This is a genomic window from Acinetobacter sp. BWR-L5 (assembly GCF_039655985.1).
GTDB lineage: Bacteria > Pseudomonadota > Gammaproteobacteria > Pseudomonadales > Moraxellaceae > Acinetobacter > Acinetobacter johnsonii.
In genome coordinates, this window is record NZ_JAGFEV010000012.1 from 19,015 (window position 1) to 41,090 (window position 22,076).

A 22,076-nucleotide genomic window follows, 5' to 3' on the forward strand; every position below is an offset into this window, starting at 1 on the left:
CTTAAGCTTCTAAAGTGATCTTTAACCCTACACCAGATATGGTGTGAATTAGTTTTTGCTCAAAAGGCTTATCGACCATTTTACGCAAATTATAAATATGACTACGCAGGGCATCGCTTTCAGGCTCTTGATCCCCCCAAAGCTCTATCATAATTTCCTGTTTAGTCAGAACTTTAGGCGAATGACGCATCAGTAGTTTGAGCAGTTTGAATTGAATGGGGGGCAGTTCAATGGTTTGTCCTCCACGAGTCAGTTGCTGTGTTGCAGGGTCCAGAATAAGATCATGAATTTGAAGACGGCTAGAGGAGACTTCACCCTGTGAACGCTTGATCAGAGCTTTGACTCGAACCACCAGCTCATTAAAGTCAAATGGTTTGACTAGATAATCATCCGTGCCTGAATTGAAACCTTTGAGTTTGTCATTCAGCGTATCGCGTGCGGTGAGCATCAGCACAGGGAGGTCCATACCTTCTTTATTTCGTAGCCATTCACATAGTTCATAACCCGAACCATCAGGCAAGTTAATATCTAAAAGTAAAATATGATAGCGTTGCTGTTTTAGCAATTGGCGCGCAGCATTTAAGTTTCGAGCATGATCGACCACAAAACCATGCTCTTCTAGAAACTCGCATAAGGTAGATGCCAGTTCATAATGATCTTCAACCATCAAAATAAAATGTTTAGACATAACTGTAGAGACTACTTTATTAATTGCTGTTTTAATTTAGCACTAAATGGCTGAGGACCTAGCCATATATTAAAATATTGCTGGGCCTGCGGGTTTTGGAGTTGTCCCTGCATTTTCTGGTTTAAGTATAGGCTTAATGTGTGTGTGGCATGGATATACTTCAGTTGGTATAGATCTCCTGACTTCACTGGACGATACAAATCGGTGATTGGATTGAAAACAGCATGAATTTTTTGATCTTTGATATTACGTTGGAGTAGATGTGTGGCCGCACGTTTGAATGCCCATTCTGGAATATTCTGCGTATAGGTAAAATCCATCTGTATGTTTTGGCCTTGCCAAGGCTGATTACAGTTTTGCGCAAAGTAACTGGCCACACCGACCTGTTTTTGTCCCACCATTAGTGGGCCATTACCACATTTATTTAAGCTCTGTGCATGCGCCCACGAACCGAAACTCCCGAGCATCAGTACAGTGGTTATGGCTACTTTTTGAAAGGCAGTACCCATGAATAGGTTCCTCCTACATATGGCAAAGAACGATACAGACCATTGGCCGGATCCCAGAAATCTTGTTGGAAAATAATCTGATGGTTTGGGTTGACCTTTATTTCACTGATTCCAAATGAATCCATTGTTCGTGTCTTCCCGAACATTTTAAAATCATAAACCATATGCCAATGCACATAGGCAGAGTCTTGATGATATGAAGTATTTAATAGGCTGACAGTGACATTACTCACCCGCTGGTTCATACCTTGAAAATGTTCAAGCAGTTTTTTACGCGATGAAAATTGCGACAGAGTGTCGTTAATAAAAAGCTGATCTGCATACAGTGCTCCAGCATTTTCAACGAATTTAGGTGTGCCCAACGTATTAAATGCCGAAGTGAAGCGGGTGCCGATTTCTAGTGCTTTTGCATCATCTAAGGGTATTCCTTGAATACTCGCTCTGGCATTTGCATAATCAGAGGAATAACGAGGAACACTTTTACATCCTGACAGGAAAAGCACTGGTAAGGATAAGGCAATTGCCACTAACGTTTTGACTTGATTCATGTTCACTGTCCATCTTCACAGTTTATCCTCCCACTTTAGAGAGGCTGAAGTGAACAGAATGTGAAGATAGATGCTAAAGACAGTACATTGAATAGAATTTTTATGACTATTCAAACAGTTTTTCTATTATTAAATATTTTAAAAGTCACTATTATCATACATATGTGACATACGTTTTTGCTTTGTTTCTAAATAAGCTTTGTTAAAGATATTTAAACCAACTTTTAAAGGAATACGTTCAACAACATTAATTCCTAAATCAGTCAAAGATTTGATTTTAAATGGATTATTTGTAATCAAATTGACGTCTTTTATTTGTAAATAATCAAGCATAATGGTACACATGTCATATTTACGAGCATCTGCTGGCAGGTTTAATAATAAATTTGCATCAAGGGTATCATGTCCTTGGTCTTGAAGTGCGTAGGCCCGAATTTTATTGGTTAGTCCTATGCCACGGCCTTCTTGGCGAAGGTATAAAATGACACCTTGACCTGCATCATGAATCATCTTCATGGTTGAGTGTAATTGTGGACCACAATCACATTTGAGTGATCCAAAAGCATCACCTGTTAAGCACTCTGAATGTATTCTGACCAATACAGGTTGATTGGGAGCAGCATTTATCCCTTTAGCAAGAGCGATATGTTCTTCACCAGTCTTTTGATCTTGAAATGCTATAATTTCAAAATAGCCAAATGCAGTAGGTAACTTTGATTTGGAAACAAATTCTATAGCCATTTAACTATACCCCTGTATTTTAAGAATTTAGAAACTTGCAACTATTACTTTCCAGCTAAAATAGTTCTCAGATAGTGAAATTTATGTGAAAACACAAGAGTTTTTAGCGTGTGAAGTAAATTTCAATAAAAAATCAATGAGTTACTTCTAATTTTAGATTTGACAAGTTTTCTAAAATTATTTTTAGTTGGATGTTAAATATACAATTTTTATATGCATAATAACTAAGATCGAAATTAACAGTCATTAGGAATGATATAGACTATTTTTAAAATGGTAACTTTTTACTCGCAATTGCTTTCTGAGTAGGTTGATATAGAGTCTTAATAGTTAAGCTCTACATTCAGTTTGTTCTCATTTTTTAAATTTTTAATATTATGTACTTATTACAAAAGGAAGAGATTCATGGCTAGTCCTAAAAAAGAAGTAAAAGCAATAAAGATTGATATCGGTATTTCGCATAATGATCGAGAAAAGATTGTTTCTGGTCTGTCAAAATTACTTGCAGATAGTTATACCTTATATTTAATGACGCATAATTTTCACTGGAATGTTACAGGGCCTCAGTTTAATAGTTTACACAACATGTTTATGGATCAGTATACTGAACAATGGAATGCTTTAGATACTATAGCAGAACGTATTAGAGCATTAGGTTTCCCTGCCCCTGGTACGTACAAACAGTTTGCTAAATTGACCGCAATTAAGGAAGTAGAGGGTGTTCCAAAAGCACAAGAAATGGTTGGTTTATTAGTTAATGCTCACGAAACTGTTGCAAAAACAGCAAGAGGAATTTTTCCAATTGTCGATGAGGTAAACGATCAGCCATCAGCAGATTTAGTTACACAAAGACTTGAAGTACATGAAAAAACAGCATGGATGTTAAGAAGTATTTTAGAGGATTAATAAATATAGAAACCCTTGAATATATATTTATTCAAGGGTTTGAATAAACTAGAGATTAAGATGATTTTGGTTTATTTAAAACTTCATCTAGTACATCTTTCTCCAAAGCATTATCCCAACGAGCAACAACGATTGTTGCGCAAGCATTTCCTACTAGATTGGTTAATGCACGGCATTCTGACATAAAGCGATCAATACCTAAAATTAATGCCATTCCTGCAACAGGTACTGCTGGTACAACAGACAATGTAGCCGCTAGGGTAATAAATCCTGCACCAGTTACTCCAGCTGCCCCTTTAGAGCTAACCATTGCTACCAGTAAAAGAGCTATTTGTTCACCAATTGATAAGTCTACATTACATGCTTGAGCAATAAATAACGCTGCCATGGTCATATAAATATTAGTACCATCAAGATTAAATGAATATCCTGTCGGGATTACTAGACCCACTACAGACTTTTCACAACCAGCTTTTTCCATTTTTTGCATTAAAGTGGGTAGGGCCGCTTCTGATGAACTTGTACCTAATACAAGCCATAATTCATCTTTAATATATCGAATGAGAGCTAAAATTGAAAATCCATTGTAGCGAGCTACTGCACCTAAAATAATAAGTATAAACAACAACGATGTTATATAGAAAGTCATTATCAGTAATAGCAAATTACCTATAGCTTCAATACCATATGCGCCAATTGTAAATGCCATTGCACCAAAAGCACCAATTGGAGCTAACTTCATTAACATCCCGACTAAATAAAATACAGGGGCTGTCAAATTATTTAGAATATCAACAATTGGGCGGCCACGGTCACCAATTGCAGCTAAAGCAATACCGAATAAAACTGCGACAAATAAGACTTGTAGAATGCTTCCTTCAGCTAAAGGGCTTATTAGTGTCTTAGGAATAATATTCATGAAAAAGTCGACTAAAGTCGCATCATGTGCTTTTTCTACATAATCAGCTACTTTATCATTTGCTAATGTAGTTGGATCAATATTCAAACCTTTACCGGGTTGAATGATATTTGCCACTACCATGCCTACAATAAGAGCTAATGATGAGAAGGTAAAAAAGTACAACATCGCTTTACCAGTCACACGACCAACACGACTCATATTAGTCATGCCAGCAATACCCGTAACAACTGTTAGAAAAATTACCGGAGCAATAATCATTTTAACAATTTTAATAAATGCATCGCCTAATGGTTTTAGGCTTTCACCAAACTCAGGGTAAAAATGACCTAATAATATACCTAAGATAATTGCAAATATTACCTGGACATATAATATTTGATGAAACTTCTGTTTCTTTTTTATAACTTCTGGTTCAAGGGTACTGAATTCCATTATCTATATACCTTTTTAGATCAAATTTTAAATTACGCAACCATGCAACATTTGAAGCATGAAACCACTCTGTTTGAGAAGAGCAGGCAGTTTATAGAAAAAAAGAACCATCAGGTCATAAGATTTCGAAATGTTAATATGAAAGCCATATATTAAAGACATGCTTAACAATTAATTATTAATGCACCAAAGTGGCGCAGGTTAATAAACATCTATTGCACTATAATGAGTCAAAAAGAAGTTGATATAGCGCCAACACGGTGCATTTCTATATTTAAAAATTCTTTCATAATTTTATCTTATTGATTTTTATACTATTTATAATTATTCCAATGAAAATCAAATACTACAAAATTTAAATTTATTTTATTTTTTGTTTATTTTTACTTAAATTTAATAAAAATTTTATTACATATAATCACCATTTAATAATTTTATTATATTAACAAATAGAAATGGTATTAATTAGAAAGTAAGTTGGAATTTAGAACTGTAGTGAGCGCCATCTTGAAACTCATTTTCACTAAGAAAAATATCTTCATTTTTTATTTTATTTTCAAACTAAATCAATTTTACAATTACATCACGATTATAAATACCAAAAGACGTAAAATTAAGCTAAGCTAAAAAACAAATTAGACCCATAGATTCTACTCATAAGATGACCTAAATCTATATATAACGAGATAGGTAATAACAAAAGAGTTTTTAAAGACAAAACATCCATTATTCGTGCAATACCTTACTTGAGTTGCCGCTGTTAAATAAAGGACACGCGTTACGGAAGAAGAGCGCGCTCGCTTCAACTTGCATGGTTTAATTCCATACGTTGAAGAAAGTATTGAAGAATAAAGTCAGTATTTCTAACAATACTGTGCTTTTAATGATGCGATCAATAAACACATTTACTTGCGTAACATTCAAGACATCAACGAAACCTTGTTCTATCACCTCATTGAAACCTCTTTAAGAAAGGGGATGCCTATCGTTTATACCTGCAAAGGTGGGTGAGGCTAGTCAGCATTCTCAGATATTTATCGTCACCATCACGGCACAGGCGTGCGCTTATGGTAAGTCACACTTACATAACTTAGACCTAGAAGATTTGGTGGCTTTAACTATTAAAGCTGTAGTAATGGCATGGGTACACCTTGCAGCGACAAACTAGGTGTCAAAGCTAGGTAAGTGAATTACTAGACTTCACTGTAGTTAATTCTCAATTTTAAATTTTATTAAAGGAAGTATGAAAGTCATACTTCCTTTTCAATCTGCTACACAATAAAACTTTAGAGTTGAGGCAATAGATCAAATCTAAATCAGATTTGAAAAATAATTACGATGGATACTGTCCTGTGGTAATAACTCTAATAAACGCTGTACCGCATCAATTCGGTCATGTGTTTGCCCAATAATTCTTAATAATTGATCGATATCCTTTATTTGATAGATCAACTGGCTTAAACGGGCATCAAAACAATGTCTCCAAGTGCTGAGTAAAGGGCTTTCTGATTTAGAGAGAAAGCTACCTTTATATAGCGAGAATGTACTGGAAATAAGATTTGCATTTAATGATTGTTCAGCACGTAAAAAATCACATTGGACTTCACAGCTAAGCCTATAAATGCGAGCCTCAATTGAATGAGGTAATAGGCTACGAAGTTGTGAAAGCTCAGCCTTTAGGGTTTTTAGGCTGACACTACGCTCACCATAAAGGGCATAGTGTAACTCTTCTAAGCCAATGCCATGAGGATGCAAAGCTAAAATGCAAAGTATTTCAATTTGACGATGACTCAAGTTCAAGGTATGCCCATTAAATTGAACCCAAGGCGAGCCTAGCGCCTTAATGTATAAAAAATTTTGCTGTTCAAACTTTATGGCTCGTTGTATTAAATCCGCACAGCGTTCAACTGCAAGCAGCCCCAAAGGAGTATGTTTTTTATATTTTGTGGAAAGGTTAATAATGCCATGAAATTGTCCTGATGTCGGATCCCAGATCGGCGCGGCATAACAAACCCAATCTCGAACACTGTCCATTTGGTTTTCATGAGAATAGACACAACTTGATATTTGGCTGTTCAACGTCATACCAATCGCATTGGTCCCAACAGCCTGTGTAGACCAATGCCCACCCTCAATAAAATGAACCTGTTCGGCAGAAGAAAGCATTGCCGAACTACTCCATGTCCATAAGAGAGTCCCGTGATGGTCTGTAAGACCAATAGCCATATCTGAATCTTCCGCTATTTTGAGTAAGTCAGCATAATTATGTTGGATAGAGCGGCGAAATAAAGACGTTTTATCTTCTGGAGGTAAGGCTAAAACAGGGGCGGCATGCACAGTATGTTGATTAATTAAATGGGTTGTTTGCAAATTTTTTGCAGATGCGGTATTGAACAGGTTCATATCATATTCCTTTATGATGAGACTGTAATATTTTTAAATTTTAGAAATGAGTTTCCAAATTTATAGTCATTTAAGTCATTTCTTCTTGCTTCAATTTTAAATGCTTTTATCTTTGCTTGGTTAAATCATATCTTTTGGCTTTACCAGTCCTTGAGTTACTTTAAAAGTGTTCTTATGAGCTGAAAATGACTATTTCCATCTGAAATGTTAATAAACGTAAATAGGATGAAAATTCATTCGCTCATGTAAGGGCTAGGCACAGCTTCACCATGATACTGACGGTCTGCAAAATAACTTGATCGTACTAATGGCGCACTCCAAATATTTTTAAACGCTAAGCGCTCCCCATGTGTTTGATAATGCTTAAACTCTTGCAACGTAACAAAACGATGAATTGGCGCATGAGATTTAGATGGCTGTAAGTATTGACCGATTGTGACATAGTCCACTTGATAATCTTTCAAATCATTTAATAACACAATAACCTCAGCCTCGACTTCTCCTAAACCGACCATCAAACCACATTTCGTTGGAATTTCAGAACAGTAGTGTTTAAATTTTTTGAGTAAATCCAATGAGTGCTTATAGTCAGCGCCTGGTCGCATGGCTTTATACAGACGTGGAACGGTTTCAATATTATGATTAAAAACATCGGGTGGGTTTTGGCTCAGAATCTTCAGGGCAATATCTGCACGACCACGAAAATCAGGAACCAAAATTTCTATCAGAGTCTCTGGACTGGTTTGACGAATTTCTCGAATGCAATCTGCAAAATGCTGTGCACCACCATCTTTTAAGTCGTCTCGATCAACAGAAGTAATCACGACATACTTTAAGTTTAGATTCTTGACTGTTTCAGCCAGATGCTTTGGCTCATTAAGATCTAGGATATTAGGACGACCATGTGCGACATCACAGAATGGACAGCGGCGAGTACAAATATCTCCCATGATCATAAACGTTGCAGTCCCTCCGCTAAAGCATTGTGGCAAATTGGGGCAGGCTGCTTCTTCACAAACCGTATGTAGTTTCTGTTGTCGTAATAAATCCTTAATGATTTGAACTTCCTCAGGTTGACTAATTTTAGTCCGAATCCATTCTGGCTTTTTCGGTGTCGTTTCCGTTGGAACAACTTTAATTGGAATACGCGCCATTTTTTCAGCGCCACGTAGCTTTTTTCCAGTTAATACTGTGTTATTTAAATCCATTACAAACACTCCATCGTTTAAAATAATTAATATAGATCCCGATATTAAATAAGCTCTTTTAGGTGCTTTAATAATATTAAAACAGTGCAAAAAACTTATCATATAAAATAAAGGTTGGTTAAAGGTTTGTTTTCATATGTTATTGAACTATTGTAAAATTTTAAAAATTTTTTTAAGTTCTTAACCTTCTGTTTTTAATATTTTTCTCATCTTTTTATGCATTATATTTTTTTAGTCTAATATGAAATTAAATAAAAATATATTTATATAAATATACGGTTTAAAAATTCAACCATTAATTTTTGGATTTTCTTTTAAGCGTAGTTAATAAGGAACAAAGATATGCAATTAACGGAAGAGCAATTGCTAGCAGCATACAAAAGAATGCGCGACATTCGTGAATTTGAGGATCGACTTCACGATGAAAATAATACAGGTGATATTCCCGGTTTCATCCATTTATATAGCGGCGAGGAAGCTGTTGCCGTAGGGATCTGTGAAAATTTAACAGACAAGGACTTCATTACATCAACGCATCGTGGTCATGGACATTGTATTGCTAAAGGCTGTGACATTCACGCCATGATGTTAGAAATTTTTGGCAAAGATGATGGTTTGTGTCGTGGTAAAGGCGGCTCAATGCACATTGCGGACTTAGATAAAGGCATGCTCGGTGCAAACGGTATTGTGGGTGGTGGTCCACCTTTGGCTATTGGGGCAGCTTTAAGTGCTAAAACACTGAAAAATGGTGGGATTGGTCTATCTTTTACCGGTGATGGCGGGTCAAATCAGGGCTTAACTTTTGAAGCCATTAATATGGCTGTCGTGTTAAAGCTCCCTGTCATTTTTGTTTTTGAAAACAACGGTTTTGGTGAAGGCACTGCACACGACTATGCCGTAGGCAGTAAAGACATTGCAGGCCGAGCAGCAGGTTTTGGCTTACCCGCTGAAAAAGTAGATGGAACAGACTTTTTTGCTGTGCATGAAGTTGCACAAAAAGCCATTGAACGTGCCCGCTGTGGTGAAGGTCCGAGTGTGATTGAAACGGTAACCAACCGTTTTTATGGACATTTTGAAGGTGATCCGGGGCTTATCCGTTCCAAAGAAGAACTGGATTATGTCAAAGAACATAAAGACCCATTGAAAATATTCCGTGAAAAAGTCAAAGGCAAAATTGACGAAGCCAAACTAGATGCGATTGATGCCCAGTCTAAAGCCAATGTAGACGATGCCGTTGCAAAAGCACGCGCAGCTAAGTACCCAGAAGTCTTGCAGTTACTTACTGATGTTTACGTCTCTTACTAAAGGAATAGTAGAAAAATGCCAAATAAAAGTTATCGAAACGCGATTAAAGAAGCAATTGAATTAGAAATGCGCCGAGACCCAAGTGTCATTGTGGTCGGTGAAGATGTTCGTGGTGGGCATGGTGGTAAAAATACCGATGACAATAAACTGGAAGGTTTTGGCGGTGTACTTGGTGTAACCAAAGGCTTATGGACTGAATTTGGTTCTGAACGAGTCATTGATACTCCAATTACAGAATCTGCGATTATTGGTATGGCGGCAGGTGCTGCTGCAACGGGTTTAAGACCTGTGGCAGATTTAATGTTCATGGATTTTTACGGCGTGTGTTATGACATGTTGTATAACCAAGCTGCTAAATTCCGCTATATGTTTGGTGGCAAAGCCAAAGCGCCACTCGTTGTACGAGGCATGATCGGTGCAGGTTTTTCCGCCGCAGCACAGCATTCTCAGTCGCCATATAACGTGTTTACCTCAGTGCCTGGCTTAAAAGTGGTGGTGCCTTCGAGCGCCTATGATGTGAAAGGGTTATTGATTCAAGCCATTCGAGATGATGACCCAGTGGTCTTTTGTGAACACAAATTATTGTATGACATTAAGGGCGAAGTGCCAGATGAGGCCTACACCATTCCTTTTGGTGTTGCGAATTACACCCGTGAAGGCACTGATATCACCATTATTGCCTTAAGCCTGATGGTGCATCGTGCCAATGAAGTTGCTGACAAGCTCGCAAAAGAAGGCATTTCGGTTGAAGTGGTTGACCCTCGAACCATTTCTCCATTAGATGAAGATGGCATCTTAGAGTCTGTGGCTTCAACAGGTCGTGTGGTGATTGTAGATGAATCTGCGGCACGTTGCGGTTTCGGACATGATGTGGCTGCACTCATTGCACAGAAAGGCTTTCATTATCTTAAAGCACCAATCGAGTTAGTCACTCCACCACACTCACCCGTACCATTTTCACCAGTATTAGAAAAAGAATGGCTACCAAGTGTAGAACGCATCGAACAGGCTGTACGTAAGACGTTGGAGGCTTAGGATGAGCGAAATTAAAACCTTAGAAATCCCAAAATGGGGTTTGTCCATGGAAGAGGGCACGATTGCCCAATGGCTGATTCAAGAAGGTACTCAATTTAGTAAAGGACAGGAAATTTGTGAAATTGAAACCACAAAAATCGTCAATGTTCTGGAAGCGCCTTTCGATGGCTTGCTACGAAAGATTATTGCTAAAGATGGTGACACGCTGGTCGTAGGAGGAGTCATTGCAATTTGTGCAGACGCTCAAGTTTCCGATGCAGAAGTTGAAGCATTTGCACAGTCCTTAGGTGGCACACCTGCTGTAACTGAAAATAAAGCGGTAGCAGCGGTTCCTGAAAAAGTAGCTGTATCTCAAGTTGAAACCAAAGTACAAGCTGCTCCTAAACAGAACAGTGTTGGTAATGGATCAAAAGCTGTGGCTCAGGGCGGATATTCTATTCCTGCTGCGTTACAAGGCTTCCAACAAAGCGATGATATTTTTGCAACGCCACATGCCTTGAAATTGGCTGAAAAGCATAATGTAAATTTGTCTCAGATTACTGGTTCTGGACGTGAAGGTCGTATTAGTGTTCACGATGTTCAGGCCGCAGTTCAAGCTGCTGGTGGTTCTTGGCCAGATGTGCGCCATCAAGCCAGTACGAAAGCCGCGAAATCTAAAGCAGATGATAGTTATGTTCTAGCGACACCTGTTGCCCGCCGTTTGGCAAAACAATGGGGTATTAATTTGCATGATTGTCGTGCATCGGGTTCACGTGGACGAGTCTGTAAGGAAGATGTTGAAGCAGCCTATCAACGTGAAAACCCTGTACAAGCCCAACATACTGAGCATGCGCATCCAACAGATTCAGTAAAATTTACCACCGTGGTTATGAATGGTATGCGTAAAGCAATCGCTTCACGGCTACAAGCGGCGAAACGTAATGCACCACATTTTCGCTTAACGATAGACTTAAATGTTGAGTCGGTTCAGGCTTTGCGTCAGCAAATTAACAGTACCGTACCACAAGTAAAGCTGTCCATTAACGATATGCTGATTAAAGCTGCTGCTGCCGCACTAATCAAAGTTCCACAGGTCAATGTTCAGTTTGATGAAGAAAATCAGCAAATTTTACAGTTTGAACAGGCGGATATTTCGGTTGCTGTGGCAATCGAAAACGGACTGATCACGCCAATTATCAAAGCAGCGAACCGTAAATCTTTGGTACAAATTTCCAATGATATGCGTGATCTGGCGACACGTGCCAAAACTGGAAAATTAGCACCTGATGAGTTTCAAGGTGGTAGTTTCAGTATTTCCAATTTGGGAATGCTTGGTATTCAACAGTTTGATGCCATTATTAACCCACCTCAAGGTGCAATTCTGGCCTTAGGTGCAGCTGAGAAACGTGCTGTCGTCGAAAATGATGAGATTGTTGTTCGTCAAATGGTGACAGCAACATTGTCTTGTGATCATCGTGTGATAGATGGTGCGTTGGGTGCTCAATTCCTATCGGCGTTTAAGCAGTTTGTCGAAAATCCTGCATTAATTTTGGTGTAGGAGGAACAGCCATGTCGGATACACAATTTGATCTTGTGGTTATTGGTGCTGGTCCTGGAGGGTATGTCGCTGCGATTCGCGCAGCGCAACTGGGATTAAAAACGGCAATCGTTGAGAAACAACACTTAGGCGGAGTGTGTCTTAATTGGGGGTGCATTCCAACCAAGGCATTATTGAGCGGGGCTGCGCTTGCGCAGCAGCTCAAACATGCAGAGCAGTTTGGCTTTACTCTTAACGCGGTTGATTTTGACATTCAAAAACTGGTCCGTCATAGCAGACAGGTTTCTGAGCAACTGGTGCAAGGTATCGGGCAATTATTGAAAAAGAATCAAATCACTGTTTTTAATGCAGCAGCCCAGTTTGTTGCCAAAGAGCGATTAGAGCTTACAGATGCGAAGGGTCAAAAACAGCAGATTTTTGCACCGCATATTATTGTCGCAACAGGTGCACGTGCGGCCAATTTGCCTCATATTCCTGTAGATGGCCATCAGGTCTGGAGTTATAAAGAGGCTTTAGTTCCAGAACAATTACCAAAATCTTTACTGGTCATTGGTTCGGGTGCTATAGGCAGTGAGTTTGCAAGCCTATACCAAGACTTAGGCTGCCAAGTCACCTTGGTTGATATCGCAAAGCAGATTCTCCCTAGCGAAGACATTGAAGTTGCGAAGTATGTACAAAAGCAATTTGAACAGCAGGGTATGCGGGTTTTAACCGAAGCAACGGTAAAAAAAATAGAAACTGATCAGGCTCAAGTACATTGCCATATTGAAACTGCCACAGGTGTGCAAATCATTAGTGTTGAAAAGGTGCTTTCAGCTATTGGCGTGAAACCGAATGCTGAAAATCTTGGCCTAGAAGCTTTGGGTATTGAATTTGAGAATGGTTTTATTAAAGTCGACTCATGGTGTAAAACCAATGTAGTGGGCGTTTATGCAATTGGCGATGTCGCAGGTGCACCATGTTTGGCGCATAAAGCCAGTCATGAAGCTATTCTCTGTGTGGAGAAAATTGCAGGACTAAGTCATGTACATGCTTTAGATCGTACACAAATTCCAGGCTGTATATTTACTCATCCCCAAGTGGCCAGTATTGGTTTAACAGAGCAGAAAGCGAAAGCTGCGGGCTTGAATATCAATGTTGGTAAGTTTCCTTTACACGCCAATGGTAAGGCATTGGCTTTGGGCGATAGCGCAGGATTTGTTAAAACCATTTTTAGTCAGGAAACGGGTGAATTATTGGGTGCTCACATGGTCGGACATGAAGTTACCGAACACATTCAAGGTTTTGCCATCGCAAAATACCTAGAAGCTACGGATGAAAGCTTAGCACAGGTCATTTTCCCTCATCCTACTTTGTCTGAGGCGATGCATGAGTCGGTATTGTCGGCGATGCAACGTGCAATCCATATTTAAGGAGTCGCGACATGCCTAGAGGTTTAAACAATAAAGTTGCATTAATTACGGGTGCGGCACAAGGTATTGGACGCGGTATTGCCTTACGTTTAGCACAAGAAGGTGTTCATATTGGATTGGTCGATCTTCACCAAGAAAAGTTAAATGCAGTTCAAAAAGAGGTGGAAGCCTTTGGCGTAAAAGCCACCACATTTATTGCGGATATTTCAGATCCAATACAAGTAAGTCATGCAATCGATCATGCCGAATCGACACTTAATAGTTTTGATATCATGGTCAATAATGCAGGTATTGCACAAGTCAAAGCTTTGTCAGAAGTAACGCCGAGTGAATTTAACCAAATTATGAACATCAATGTCGGTGGCGTACTTTGGGGGATTCAAGCCGCAGCAAATAAATTTAAACAACGCCAACAGGCTGGAAAAATTATTAATGCATGCTCAATCGCAGGTCATGAAGGTTTTGCTTTGCTCGGTGTTTATTCGGCAACTAAATTTGCAGTTCGTGCATTGACGCAAGCTGCGGCTAAAGAATATGCCAGTGCTAAAATTACTGTAAATAGTTATTGTCCGGGTGTTGTGGGTACAGACATGTGGGTCGAAATAGATCAGCGGTTCTCTGAAATTACAGGTGCACCAATTGGTCAAACGTATAAAAAATATGTAGATAGTATTGCTTTAGGACGTGCTGAAACACCAGATGACGTGGCTGCATTAGTTACATTTTTAGCCAGTGAGGATGCAAACTACATTACAGGTCAGTCTATTCTGACAGATGGTGGAATGGTTTACCGTTAACATCAATATAAGGAATACAAAATGAAAGCAGCTCGTTTTTATGACCGAGGGGATATTCGAATTGAAGATATCCCTGAACCGAAAGTACTTCCAGGCACAGTTGGAATTCAAGTTGCGTGGTGTGGTATTTGCGGTACAGATTTACATGAATTCATGGAAGGTCCTATTTTTATTCCACCTTGTGGTCACCCACACCCAATTTCGGGAGAATCTGCACCTGTAACAATGGGACATGAATTTTCAGGCGTGGTTTATGCAGTTGGAGAGGGTGTAGATGATATCCAAATTGGGCAACATGTCGTAGTTGAACCCTACATTATTGCTGACGATGTGCCGACTGGCCCGAATGATAAGTATCATTTATCAAAAAATATGAACTTTATTGGTTTAGGTGGACGTGGTGGCGGTCTTTCTGAAAAAATTGCAGTTCAACGATGTTGGGTACATCCTATTTCAAATGATATTCCCTTAGACCAAGCAGCGTTGATAGAACCTTTATCTGTCGGTCATCATGCTTATGTCAGAAGTGGTGCAAAAGCTGGCGATATAGCATTGGTTGGTGGAGCAGGCCCTATAGGCTTACTTTTATCAGCCATTTTAAAGGCCAAAGGTCTCACAGTCATCATTACTGAGCTGAGTGCAAAACGTAAAGAAAAAGCGATAGAGGCTGGCGTTGCAGATTATGTATTAGATCCCTCCCAAGTTGATGTGGTTGATGAAGTAATGAAAATTACTGAAGGCCGCGGTGTAGATGTCGCTTTTGAATGTAGTAGTGTCAATAAAGTCATGGATACATTGGTGGCTGCAATGAAACCAACTGGTGTGGTTGTTATCGTTTCTATTTGGAGCCATCCTGCCACAATTAATGTACATAGTGTGGTGATGAAAGAGCTAGATATTCGTGGCACGATTGCTTATGTAAATGACCATCAGGAAACCATCCGTTTAATCGAGCAAGGTAAGATTAATTTAGAACCTTTTATTACTCAACGTATTGCATTAGATGATCTTGTTTCCAAAGGCTTTGAAACGCTGATTCATAATAATGAGTCTGCAGTAAAAATTATTGTTCATCCATAGTAAAGCCTAATTTGAACGACTAATTTGAATAAGCTAGAAATAAACTCTATGTCTATATAGCTATTTCTAATATCTTTATCGATAGGGAATGAGTCTGTACCTACAGATTCATTCTCAAATTTACAGTGTTGAGTGCCAGTATGATTTTGATCATACAGCCTAGTAAAGATAGAAAATAAGTTTTTAAATAAACCATAGGGATATAGACTAAATTTTGCTAGGAGAGTGGTGGCAGTCCACCACCAATTAAAAGGTGTCTACAAAATCATTGGCTATTCAATAAGTTTAGTTTACTTCTTGGTATAAAATATTAGGCTGAGGTTGGGGTTTTGAAAGCTACGATTTCTGTTTGGCTTTTTGGCGTAAGACATACAAATATAAGCTTTCTACTTTTTCACGTGCCCATGGTGTGGTACGTAAAAATCGCAATGATGACTTAACACTTGGATCTATGCAAAAACATCTAATTTCAATTTTACGACTTAAGCCTTCAAAGCCACCGTAGTAATCTAATAATTCATCCAAAATGTCAGCAAGTTTTTTGCCGTGTAGAGGGTCATTGGAGGCGTTCATAATAGATCAACTCTGACTGTTGTGTAGCAAAACTTTGAAATCTCAATGCAGTCATAGAATAGAGCAAAGGATAGAGACAAGGTAAGACAGTTGAAGTATCAAACAATAGGACTATGTGATTTTGATTTGAATACTTTTTTGAAAGTTTAATTATTTTTACGACAAACATTCTGAATACTGAGAACTTTATGAAGTAAATACAATATAAGCATAAGTGAGTTGAATTTGGAATTTTATTTTGAATAAGTATTTGATTTCATGTTGAACTAAAGAATCTATGAACTTATAGTATCATGTACTCAATTTAACATAATATACATTATACGTAATCTAAGTCATTTATAAAAAGCCACAATTGATGATGTGGCTTTTTATAAATGACTTAGATCACATCAAATTCAATTCGACGGTTTTTCTTACGACCATCTGCAGTCGCATTATCAGCAACAGGTTTGTTCGAGCCTAATCCTTCGACGCTTAAACGTTCAGCTGCAATACTTTTATTGATCAAATAGTTTTTAACAGCTACAGCACGCTCTTTACTTAAAGCAAGATTCTTTGCAGCGTCACCTGAACTATCTGTGTGTCCAATAATTTTAACCTTTTTTCCACCAACCTTATTCAGAGCCACCGCCATTTCATCTAAGATTTGAGTTCCACTCATAGCCAAAACTGCACTGCCAGATTCAAATTCTATAATTCTGTTTTTAAGTGCTTCATCTATAATTTGCTGTTCAGCCTGATTGACAGAAAGCTGCGCATTTAAGCGATACGGTGGTGTTACTAAACTTTGGAATAAGTTTGTTGTTGGCTGAATTTCATTTGAACTCGATATTTTTCCATTAAGTTCCATTTGCGTACCACGTACAGAAAGTTTACCTTGGTGAACTTTCTTTAACTCTGGAACCACCATATTCGCAACAGATTCACTCCAACCATTCGGAGCATTAACTGCTTTAACCTTTATTTTATCAATCACTTGGTCAGTGCCATAGACACTGTACATCTTGTTCAAAATGATTTGCTTACTGGTATCATTTGGAACAACGCCTTCAACAATAATCGGTTCAGCATAAACATTCACACTCAAAACCAACGTTAAAGCAAGTAACCATTTATTTAGCTTAAATCTATGATTTATTTTCATATTTTATTAATCTATAAAAGTTTTTTTAAAAAGTTTCACAGCTTGTATTAAGCTCAATTGGCGCTCACACAAAGCTTGCTCCAGCGTTGCCAAACCGGCATTTTGCTCTAAATATGCATCAATCCAATTGGCTTGGACCAATGAAACCCAGTGATCTGAATCTAACTTTTGCGTGAAAATTTCACTTAAGGTCATAATATCTGCCCCTTGAAAACCAAAAAGCAGTACGGGTTTTTCGCTATGTAAAATTCCTATCAGAAGCTCAGCATTTTGATTTTGAATAAAAAAACTGATTAGATTGACCCAAAAAGCTGCAATTTCATAGCAGTAGCTAGAGTTATTAATAGGTAAAATCAACACTTTAGTTAAGCGACTAGTACCATGTTGAATGACGGGTTGTAACAATAACCCGAGTCCAATTATGCTTTGTGCAAGCTCATAACTGCTCATTCTTAGTAATTGAGCAAATGAATGTATCGTATGGTGTTCATAAAATGCCGAAACTTCGCTGTTATTAAAAACCTGTACCTCGTTATTTAATTTAGATAATTTATCGAGCACGATATTGGGGTCACGTATCGAACGTACCACACGATTCTTTTGAAATAGATCGATTAAAGTTTGCTTATAGCGATATGGCGCATAAATAATATTATCAAAACTATTTTCAACCTCTAATAAATGACTCAAAACCATTGGAAATTGACGACCAGAACTATCGTGACTGGCTATCAAATTTGCCACAAGAAAATTATTTTCTTGTGGATTGGCAATAAAAAAGTCTAATGAAGGTAGCTTTTCATACGCTTGACTAAATCCCTCTGATTGCATGGCATGTTCTAATGCTTCAGTAATCCACTGATCAATCAGTTGAATTAAGGCATACTGACCGCGTGTTTTTAAGAAATCACCACGTGCAGGACATTTTCCGTAATATAAAGCTAAGGTCCGCAGTTCATCCATCACAATACTCCTTACAACCTAGCCACTTTCGAGAAATCATAAACGAGACTCCTGTATCCTCGGTGTTGGAGCTTTAGGACTTGCAACAGTTGCCGAAGGTGTGGTTTGCGCTGCCACCACACGTACGGATTTAGTGGTGACAATTTGATCGACCAGTTGCATGCCATTGTAACTGCGCTGCCCACCTACTCCACCATTTGCATCGCCGCTGATTAAACGGAAACTGACTTTTACTGCAAGCTCTGGATTTTGCTGATTTCTCCAAATCATTTCATAGCTTCCGCCACGTTGTGTTCGCTCAGCACCATCAATTAAACGATTAATGCCATATTCACCGGGCGCCTCAAAAATCGTATGCGTTTTCCCATCTAAATCAATGGCTGTAATACGTGCACCTGGAATTGCCCCGGCATTTGGCCATACAAAATTTACCCATTGTTGAATGCCGTTTTCATAAAGCATTCTTTGTCCATCAATATCAATGGTATAAGATAAAAACTTAGGATTTTCAATTGGGTAAAATTGAAAATTGGATTGCGCCGTAGCAGCAGGTGCAGACGAAGCTTGATTCAACGCTCCAGTTGCCATGCCATTACTTGGCGCAACATAGCTTTGAAAATTCATCACAAACTGTGGATTTAAACTAATCCCTAAATCTTTCCACGTCTTAGAGGTCAAGGTATAACCACGACGAATAACCAGTGGATCAAGATACTCTTTGACATAACGCGCAGTACTGCCATTTTCACCAAGAATCTGGCTAATTTCATTGCTGGTTGCTTGTAGTGTCGCTGAAGAGTTAAATGGATATTTTTTACTTAGATTTGTATTGAAAGGTTGATAGACTTGCATAACCCATAGCTTATTCATCTCATCTTGTGCTGGGAGAATTAAACTTTCAAATGATTGTGTCAGAGGCGACATCAACAGCTTTTGGAGCAGTTTCTGATCAACCTCAGACAGGCCTACAGACATTTTTTCATCGACCAACTTCTGCGTTGTATTAAAAACAGAGTTTTGCTCATTAATGGTCGACTTAACCAAACTCATTGCAGATGGTCCAATATCCCCTGAACTTTTCAAGTCATTGAATTTACTTCGAACTTGCGCTAAAGATTGCATGTATTCATCAAGCAAAGACTTATTTTGTTGATCATCACGCTTACGCACTAGCTGATAAAACATCTGGAATTCTTTAGAAATCGGGCCTTGCGCTTGATTCATGACTTTGGCATCAAGCTGAGTTTCATCTCGTCTTAATACTTTGCGTTTAAACCAAGCCACAAAACCTGTTTGCGGCGCTGCCAGCTCCGCCATTACGACGGGATTGTCCCAACTGGTTTCTTTCGCAACGCGATCAAAAACACTACGAATGGGTGAGTTTTCAGGCTCGCCTAAAACTTGGACAAAGCTCGCCTGTTGTCCATAATCCTTAGCTTTTGCATAATGTATCGCACCTAAAAATTTCCGCCATTCCGCAATATATTCTTTTTTATAGAGTTCTGTGAGCTGTTTACGGATTTGATCTGGGCTACCACTAAATGATAAGTCATCCGACTGTGTGCTGTTGAGTACCCAGTCTTTGGTATCTGTAGGACGTTTTGCAACTTCATCGATGGCTTGTTCAACATATTCTGACCATGCAGCATGTGTAAACATACCCGGTAAGGCATAACTGCCTAAGATTGCATTTTGATTGGCATCGCCAAGCATTTGTTTTATGGTTAATGCTGGATAACGGACAGCCGCACGCATTTTTAATTCATTATAAACACGGTCTCGTGCAGGCATTCCACGAACAACAGACAGAAGAACTTGACGCGTTTGATCCACCACTAAGCTATCTGAGCTGAGCACTGGAAATTTAGGATCGCCAGCTAAAGTCATGCTATACGACAAAATTTGCTCTGCCTTTTGGATCATTTCTCCGCGCGGCATTTGACCACGATTATTATCCAACCATGAACGCCAGAAACGTGTGACTTGATCACTTAAGTGGCTTGCATCCATATATTGAGTATTGCCCATCATTAAATAGGCTTTTAAAGCATTGTATGCATCTTGTGGATTTGCATCATTAGGCTCTAAATATTGCTGTGTTTTTGCAACAGGTGTCAGCTCTACATTTGCATGGTTTGTACGCAATTTTTCTTCATTGCTTTTCACCCGCTGTAGATATTGGGCAATATTTTGTTGTGTTGGAATCAAGACGATTTGCTCAACACCTTTTAGATATTCTGTTTTTAGCTTCTCCCGCAGCTCATCTCCCTGATATAGACCAAAACCCAGCTTTAAAGGACGATCTTCTTCAAATTGGTCCAACTGCTGCATACGTTCCTGTAAAATCAAGAGTGCACTCAGTTGTGTAGACAACTCTTGACCCGATTGCTTTTCAAGTAAAACGACTTTGTCTAAATCGGCTTGTACGTCTGCAATCAATTGTTGATTATTCCGATAAGACCACACCCATAGACTTAAAATGATGGCTACACCAAATAAAGCGGCAACAAAGGCAATATAACGTTGACGCTTTCGGCTAGGGTTAATATGCTGTTTAACGAGGTTCTTGTCTTTCAGAATAATGTCAGAAAATAAACCTTTTAAAAAATAGCCATGGTTTTGCGAAACTGAGCGCGTTGGAATGCCATTTTCATTGTCTAAACCTTTTTGCAATAAAAAGTCTTGAGCAATTTGCTCGGTCATTGGACTTTCAATAATGCCTTCTTGCAGTGCACTGGTGAAATAAAAGCCACGGAAAACAGGTTTAAATTGATAAGGGTTATCTTCAAACAGCGTGCCGATAAATGTCTTTAACGCAGGCTTTAAGCTCTTAAACTCTAAAGGAAATGTCATGACACTTGGAGAAATATTCTGCGAGTGTCGACGGCTGAGATGTGTCGTACTGACGCCTTTTAAACCGTCATATAAGATGGAATAGTGTTTTTCAAACAATTCAACAGCATTATTGGCCCCATCGGTTGTATAAGGCAGTGTTGCCCCCCAAACCTGATCAAACTCACCGACTTCATAACATTCAAAAAACTCAGTAAAGCCTGCAATCAGATCCATTTTAGAGAAGACCAAATAAACAGGCGAAAAAACCTCTAAGCGCTCAGTGAGATCTTGAATCCGTGCACGTAAATTCTTTGCCAATTTGATCGACTTTTCTGGGCTGTTACTGACCAGCTCAGCAATACTAACAATCACGATCAAGCCATTGATTGGTGCTTTTGAGCGGTTTTTTTTCAAAATATTTAAAAAACCTAGCCACTCAAAATGATCTTCTGCATAAACAGAATAACGACCTGCAGTATCTAATAACACGCCTTCTGTTGAAAAAAACCAGTCGCAATGACGTGTTCCGCTGAGTCCAGCGGAAACTGATTTTTGATGAGTTTCTTCAAAAGGAAACTTTAAACCTGAGTTATAAATGGCCGAACTTTTACCTGCAGCAGGATTACCAATTACCATATACCATGGCAACTCGTAGAGTGCAGCATTGCCCTTTTTATCTCCCAGTTTTGATTTTCGAATCAACTGAATAGATTCTTTCATTTGTTGCTGAATCAAATGAAGTTCATCTTTGTTTTTTTGTTTGCCATATTCTGCATTGGTGTCATGTGCAATGGCATCAGCAAGAGCTTCACCTTGTACTGCATGTCGACGACGTACAATGAGTAAATAAATCCCCCACAGCATCAACCCGAATACATAACAAATCATTAAAGGCCAAAAGATTTTGGCTGGAATGGCGTTATACATGGCCATTAGTGCGACAAAACCCGATATAGCCATAATGGCTTTCGGGTTGCTCACATACTGCCAAACATAACCTAAGGCGTTATAAAATAAAGAATTCACAATACTCTC

Annotated in this window: 18 protein-coding genes and 1 pseudogene; 8 read left to right on the forward strand and 11 right to left on the reverse strand. The window is 38.7% G+C overall.

Annotated elements, in window-relative coordinates:
• Window position 1: 1 nt before the first annotated feature.
• The 4 genes from JZ787_RS16395 to ribA form a co-directional block, all read right to left on the reverse strand.
• Complete coding sequence (locus JZ787_RS16395; RefSeq protein WP_004981566.1) at window positions 2-688, reverse strand: response regulator transcription factor; 687 nt, start codon at window positions 686-688, stop codon at window positions 2-4.
• An 11-nt stretch (window positions 689-699) separates the two neighbouring features.
• Window positions 700-1,197 (reverse strand): chalcone isomerase family protein, encoded by a 498-nt coding sequence (locus JZ787_RS16400; RefSeq protein ID WP_168158497.1) that lies wholly within the window; start codon window positions 1,195-1,197, stop codon window positions 700-702.
• A complete protein-coding gene (locus JZ787_RS16405) occupies window positions 1,173-1,745 on the reverse strand; it encodes a nuclear transport factor 2 family protein (RefSeq protein ID WP_346312870.1) in 573 nt (190 codons plus the stop codon). Before JZ787_RS16405 ends, JZ787_RS16400 begins: the two co-directional genes overlap by 25 nt.
• 138 nt (window positions 1,746-1,883) lie before the next feature.
• The gene (gene ribA, locus JZ787_RS16410) at window positions 1,884-2,486 is read right to left on the reverse strand and encodes a GTP cyclohydrolase II (RefSeq protein ID WP_346312871.1); all 603 of its coding nucleotides are present in this window, start codon (window positions 2,484-2,486) and stop codon (window positions 1,884-1,886) included.
• Window positions 2,487-2,891: 405 nt separating this feature from the next.
• On the opposite strand from ribA, the gene JZ787_RS16415 reads away from it, so the two are divergent.
• Window positions 2,892-3,392, forward strand: coding sequence for a Dps family protein (locus tag JZ787_RS16415; RefSeq protein ID WP_086209422.1), 501 nt, complete (start codon window positions 2,892-2,894; stop codon window positions 3,390-3,392).
• A 55-nt stretch (window positions 3,393-3,447) separates the two neighbouring features.
• Here the strand turns inward: JZ787_RS16415 and JZ787_RS16420 are convergent, their stop codons facing one another.
• Entirely contained in the window at window positions 3,448-4,746 is a 1,299-nt protein-coding gene (locus JZ787_RS16420) for a dicarboxylate/amino acid:cation symporter (RefSeq protein ID WP_086209421.1), read from the reverse strand.
• A gap of 693 nt (window positions 4,747-5,439) precedes the next feature.
• On the opposite strand from JZ787_RS16420, the pseudogene JZ787_RS16425 reads away from it, so the two are divergent.
• A pseudogene (locus JZ787_RS16425) lies at window positions 5,440-5,754 on the forward strand (NAD-dependent malic enzyme); the annotation flags it as partial.
• A gap of 303 nt (window positions 5,755-6,057) precedes the next feature.
• On the opposite strand, the gene JZ787_RS16430 reads toward JZ787_RS16425, so the two are convergent.
• Both JZ787_RS16430 and lipA read right to left on the reverse strand, forming a co-directional pair.
• Window positions 6,058-7,149: a transcriptional regulator gene (locus JZ787_RS16430; protein ID WP_346312872.1), complete on the reverse strand. Its 1,092-nt coding sequence runs from the start codon at window positions 7,147-7,149 to the stop codon at window positions 6,058-6,060.
• Window positions 7,150-7,382: 233 nt separating this feature from the next.
• A complete protein-coding gene (gene lipA, locus JZ787_RS16435) occupies window positions 7,383-8,357 on the reverse strand; it encodes a lipoyl synthase (protein ID WP_346312873.1) in 975 nt (324 codons plus the stop codon).
• Window positions 8,358-8,699: 342 nt separating this feature from the next.
• On the opposite strand from lipA, the gene JZ787_RS16440 reads away from it, so the two are divergent.
• Genes JZ787_RS16440 through JZ787_RS16465 form a run of 6 tightly spaced genes read left to right on the forward strand, consistent with a single transcriptional unit; the run spans window position 8,700 to window position 15,523 of the window.
• Entirely contained in the window at window positions 8,700-9,662 is a 963-nt protein-coding gene (locus JZ787_RS16440; protein WP_346312874.1) for a thiamine pyrophosphate-dependent dehydrogenase E1 component subunit alpha, read from the forward strand.
• Between the two features lie 15 nt (window positions 9,663-9,677).
• Window positions 9,678-10,697: an alpha-ketoacid dehydrogenase subunit beta gene (locus tag JZ787_RS16445; RefSeq protein WP_346312875.1), complete on the forward strand. Its 1,020-nt coding sequence runs from the start codon at window positions 9,678-9,680 to the stop codon at window positions 10,695-10,697.
• A 1-nt stretch (window position 10,698) separates the two neighbouring features.
• Window positions 10,699-12,234 carry a 2-oxo acid dehydrogenase subunit E2 gene (locus JZ787_RS16450; RefSeq protein ID WP_346312876.1) on the forward strand — a complete coding sequence of 512 codons (1,536 nt, stop codon included), beginning with the start codon at window positions 10,699-10,701 and terminating at the stop codon, window positions 12,232-12,234.
• A gap of 11 nt (window positions 12,235-12,245) precedes the next feature.
• Window positions 12,246-13,646, forward strand: coding sequence for a dihydrolipoyl dehydrogenase (gene lpdA, locus JZ787_RS16455; protein WP_168158995.1), 1,401 nt, complete (start codon window positions 12,246-12,248; stop codon window positions 13,644-13,646).
• Window positions 13,647-13,657: 11 nt separating this feature from the next.
• The gene (locus JZ787_RS16460; protein WP_346312877.1) at window positions 13,658-14,443 is read left to right on the forward strand and encodes an acetoin reductase; all 786 of its coding nucleotides are present in this window, start codon (window positions 13,658-13,660) and stop codon (window positions 14,441-14,443) included.
• Window positions 14,444-14,464: 21 nt separating this feature from the next.
• Window positions 14,465-15,523 (forward strand): 2,3-butanediol dehydrogenase, encoded by a 1,059-nt coding sequence (locus JZ787_RS16465; RefSeq protein WP_346312878.1) that lies wholly within the window; start codon window positions 14,465-14,467, stop codon window positions 15,521-15,523.
• Window positions 15,524-15,859: 336 nt separating this feature from the next.
• Here JZ787_RS16465 and JZ787_RS16470 read toward each other — a convergent pair whose 3' ends face one another.
• From JZ787_RS16470 to tssM, 4 genes are all read right to left on the reverse strand, one after another.
• Window positions 15,860-16,096 (reverse strand): VF530 family protein, encoded by a 237-nt coding sequence (locus tag JZ787_RS16470; RefSeq protein ID WP_003651786.1) that lies wholly within the window; start codon window positions 16,094-16,096, stop codon window positions 15,860-15,862.
• 382 nt (window positions 16,097-16,478) lie between these two features.
• Window positions 16,479-17,243, reverse strand: coding sequence for an OmpA family protein (locus JZ787_RS16475; protein WP_346312879.1), 765 nt, complete (start codon window positions 17,241-17,243; stop codon window positions 16,479-16,481).
• Between the two features lie 6 nt (window positions 17,244-17,249).
• Window positions 17,250-18,206 (reverse strand): type VI secretion system-associated protein TagF, encoded by a 957-nt coding sequence (gene tagF, locus JZ787_RS16480; RefSeq protein WP_346312880.1) that lies wholly within the window; start codon window positions 18,204-18,206, stop codon window positions 17,250-17,252.
• A gap of 36 nt (window positions 18,207-18,242) precedes the next feature.
• Window positions 18,243-22,001 carry a type VI secretion system membrane subunit TssM gene (tssM, locus tag JZ787_RS16485; protein WP_346312908.1) on the reverse strand — a complete coding sequence of 1,253 codons (3,759 nt, stop codon included), beginning with the start codon at window positions 21,999-22,001 and terminating at the stop codon, window positions 18,243-18,245.
• Window positions 22,002-22,076: the final 75 nt, after the last annotated feature.

Bases quoted from the DNA above. Each gene is read 5' to 3' on its own strand.
- JZ787_RS16395 (WP_004981566.1), bottom strand. From the start codon at position 688: ATGTCTAAACATTTTATTTTGATGGTTGAAGATCATTATGAACTGGCA.
- JZ787_RS16400 (WP_168158497.1), bottom strand. From the start codon at position 1,197: ATGGGTACTGCCTTTCAAAAAGTAGCCATAACCACTGTACTGATGCTC.
- JZ787_RS16405 (WP_346312870.1), bottom strand. From the start codon at position 1,745: ATGAATCAAGTCAAAACGTTAGTGGCAATTGCCTTATCCTTACCAGTG.
- ribA (WP_346312871.1), bottom strand. From the start codon at position 2,486: ATGGCTATAGAATTTGTTTCCAAATCAAAGTTACCTACTGCATTTGGC.
- JZ787_RS16415 (WP_086209422.1), top strand. From the start codon at position 2,892: ATGGCTAGTCCTAAAAAAGAAGTAAAAGCAATAAAGATTGATATCGGT.
- JZ787_RS16420 (WP_086209421.1), bottom strand. From the start codon at position 4,746: ATGGAATTCAGTACCCTTGAACCAGAAGTTATAAAAAAGAAACAGAAG.
- JZ787_RS16430 (WP_346312872.1), bottom strand. From the start codon at position 7,149: ATGAACCTGTTCAATACCGCATCTGCAAAAAATTTGCAAACAACCCAT.
- lipA (WP_346312873.1), bottom strand. From the start codon at position 8,357: ATGGATTTAAATAACACAGTATTAACTGGAAAAAAGCTACGTGGCGCT.
- JZ787_RS16440 (WP_346312874.1), top strand. From the start codon at position 8,700: ATGCAATTAACGGAAGAGCAATTGCTAGCAGCATACAAAAGAATGCGC.
- JZ787_RS16445 (WP_346312875.1), top strand. From the start codon at position 9,678: ATGCCAAATAAAAGTTATCGAAACGCGATTAAAGAAGCAATTGAATTA.
- JZ787_RS16450 (WP_346312876.1), top strand. From the start codon at position 10,699: ATGAGCGAAATTAAAACCTTAGAAATCCCAAAATGGGGTTTGTCCATG.
- lpdA (WP_168158995.1), top strand. From the start codon at position 12,246: ATGTCGGATACACAATTTGATCTTGTGGTTATTGGTGCTGGTCCTGGA.
- JZ787_RS16460 (WP_346312877.1), top strand. From the start codon at position 13,658: ATGCCTAGAGGTTTAAACAATAAAGTTGCATTAATTACGGGTGCGGCA.
- JZ787_RS16465 (WP_346312878.1), top strand. From the start codon at position 14,465: ATGAAAGCAGCTCGTTTTTATGACCGAGGGGATATTCGAATTGAAGAT.
- JZ787_RS16470 (WP_003651786.1), bottom strand. From the start codon at position 16,096: ATGAACGCCTCCAATGACCCTCTACACGGCAAAAAACTTGCTGACATT.
- JZ787_RS16475 (WP_346312879.1), bottom strand. From the start codon at position 17,243: ATGAAAATAAATCATAGATTTAAGCTAAATAAATGGTTACTTGCTTTA.
- tagF (WP_346312880.1), bottom strand. From the start codon at position 18,206: ATGGATGAACTGCGGACCTTAGCTTTATATTACGGAAAATGTCCTGCA.
- tssM (WP_346312908.1), bottom strand. From the start codon at position 22,001: ATGGCTATATCGGGTTTTGTCGCACTAATGGCCATGTATAACGCCATT.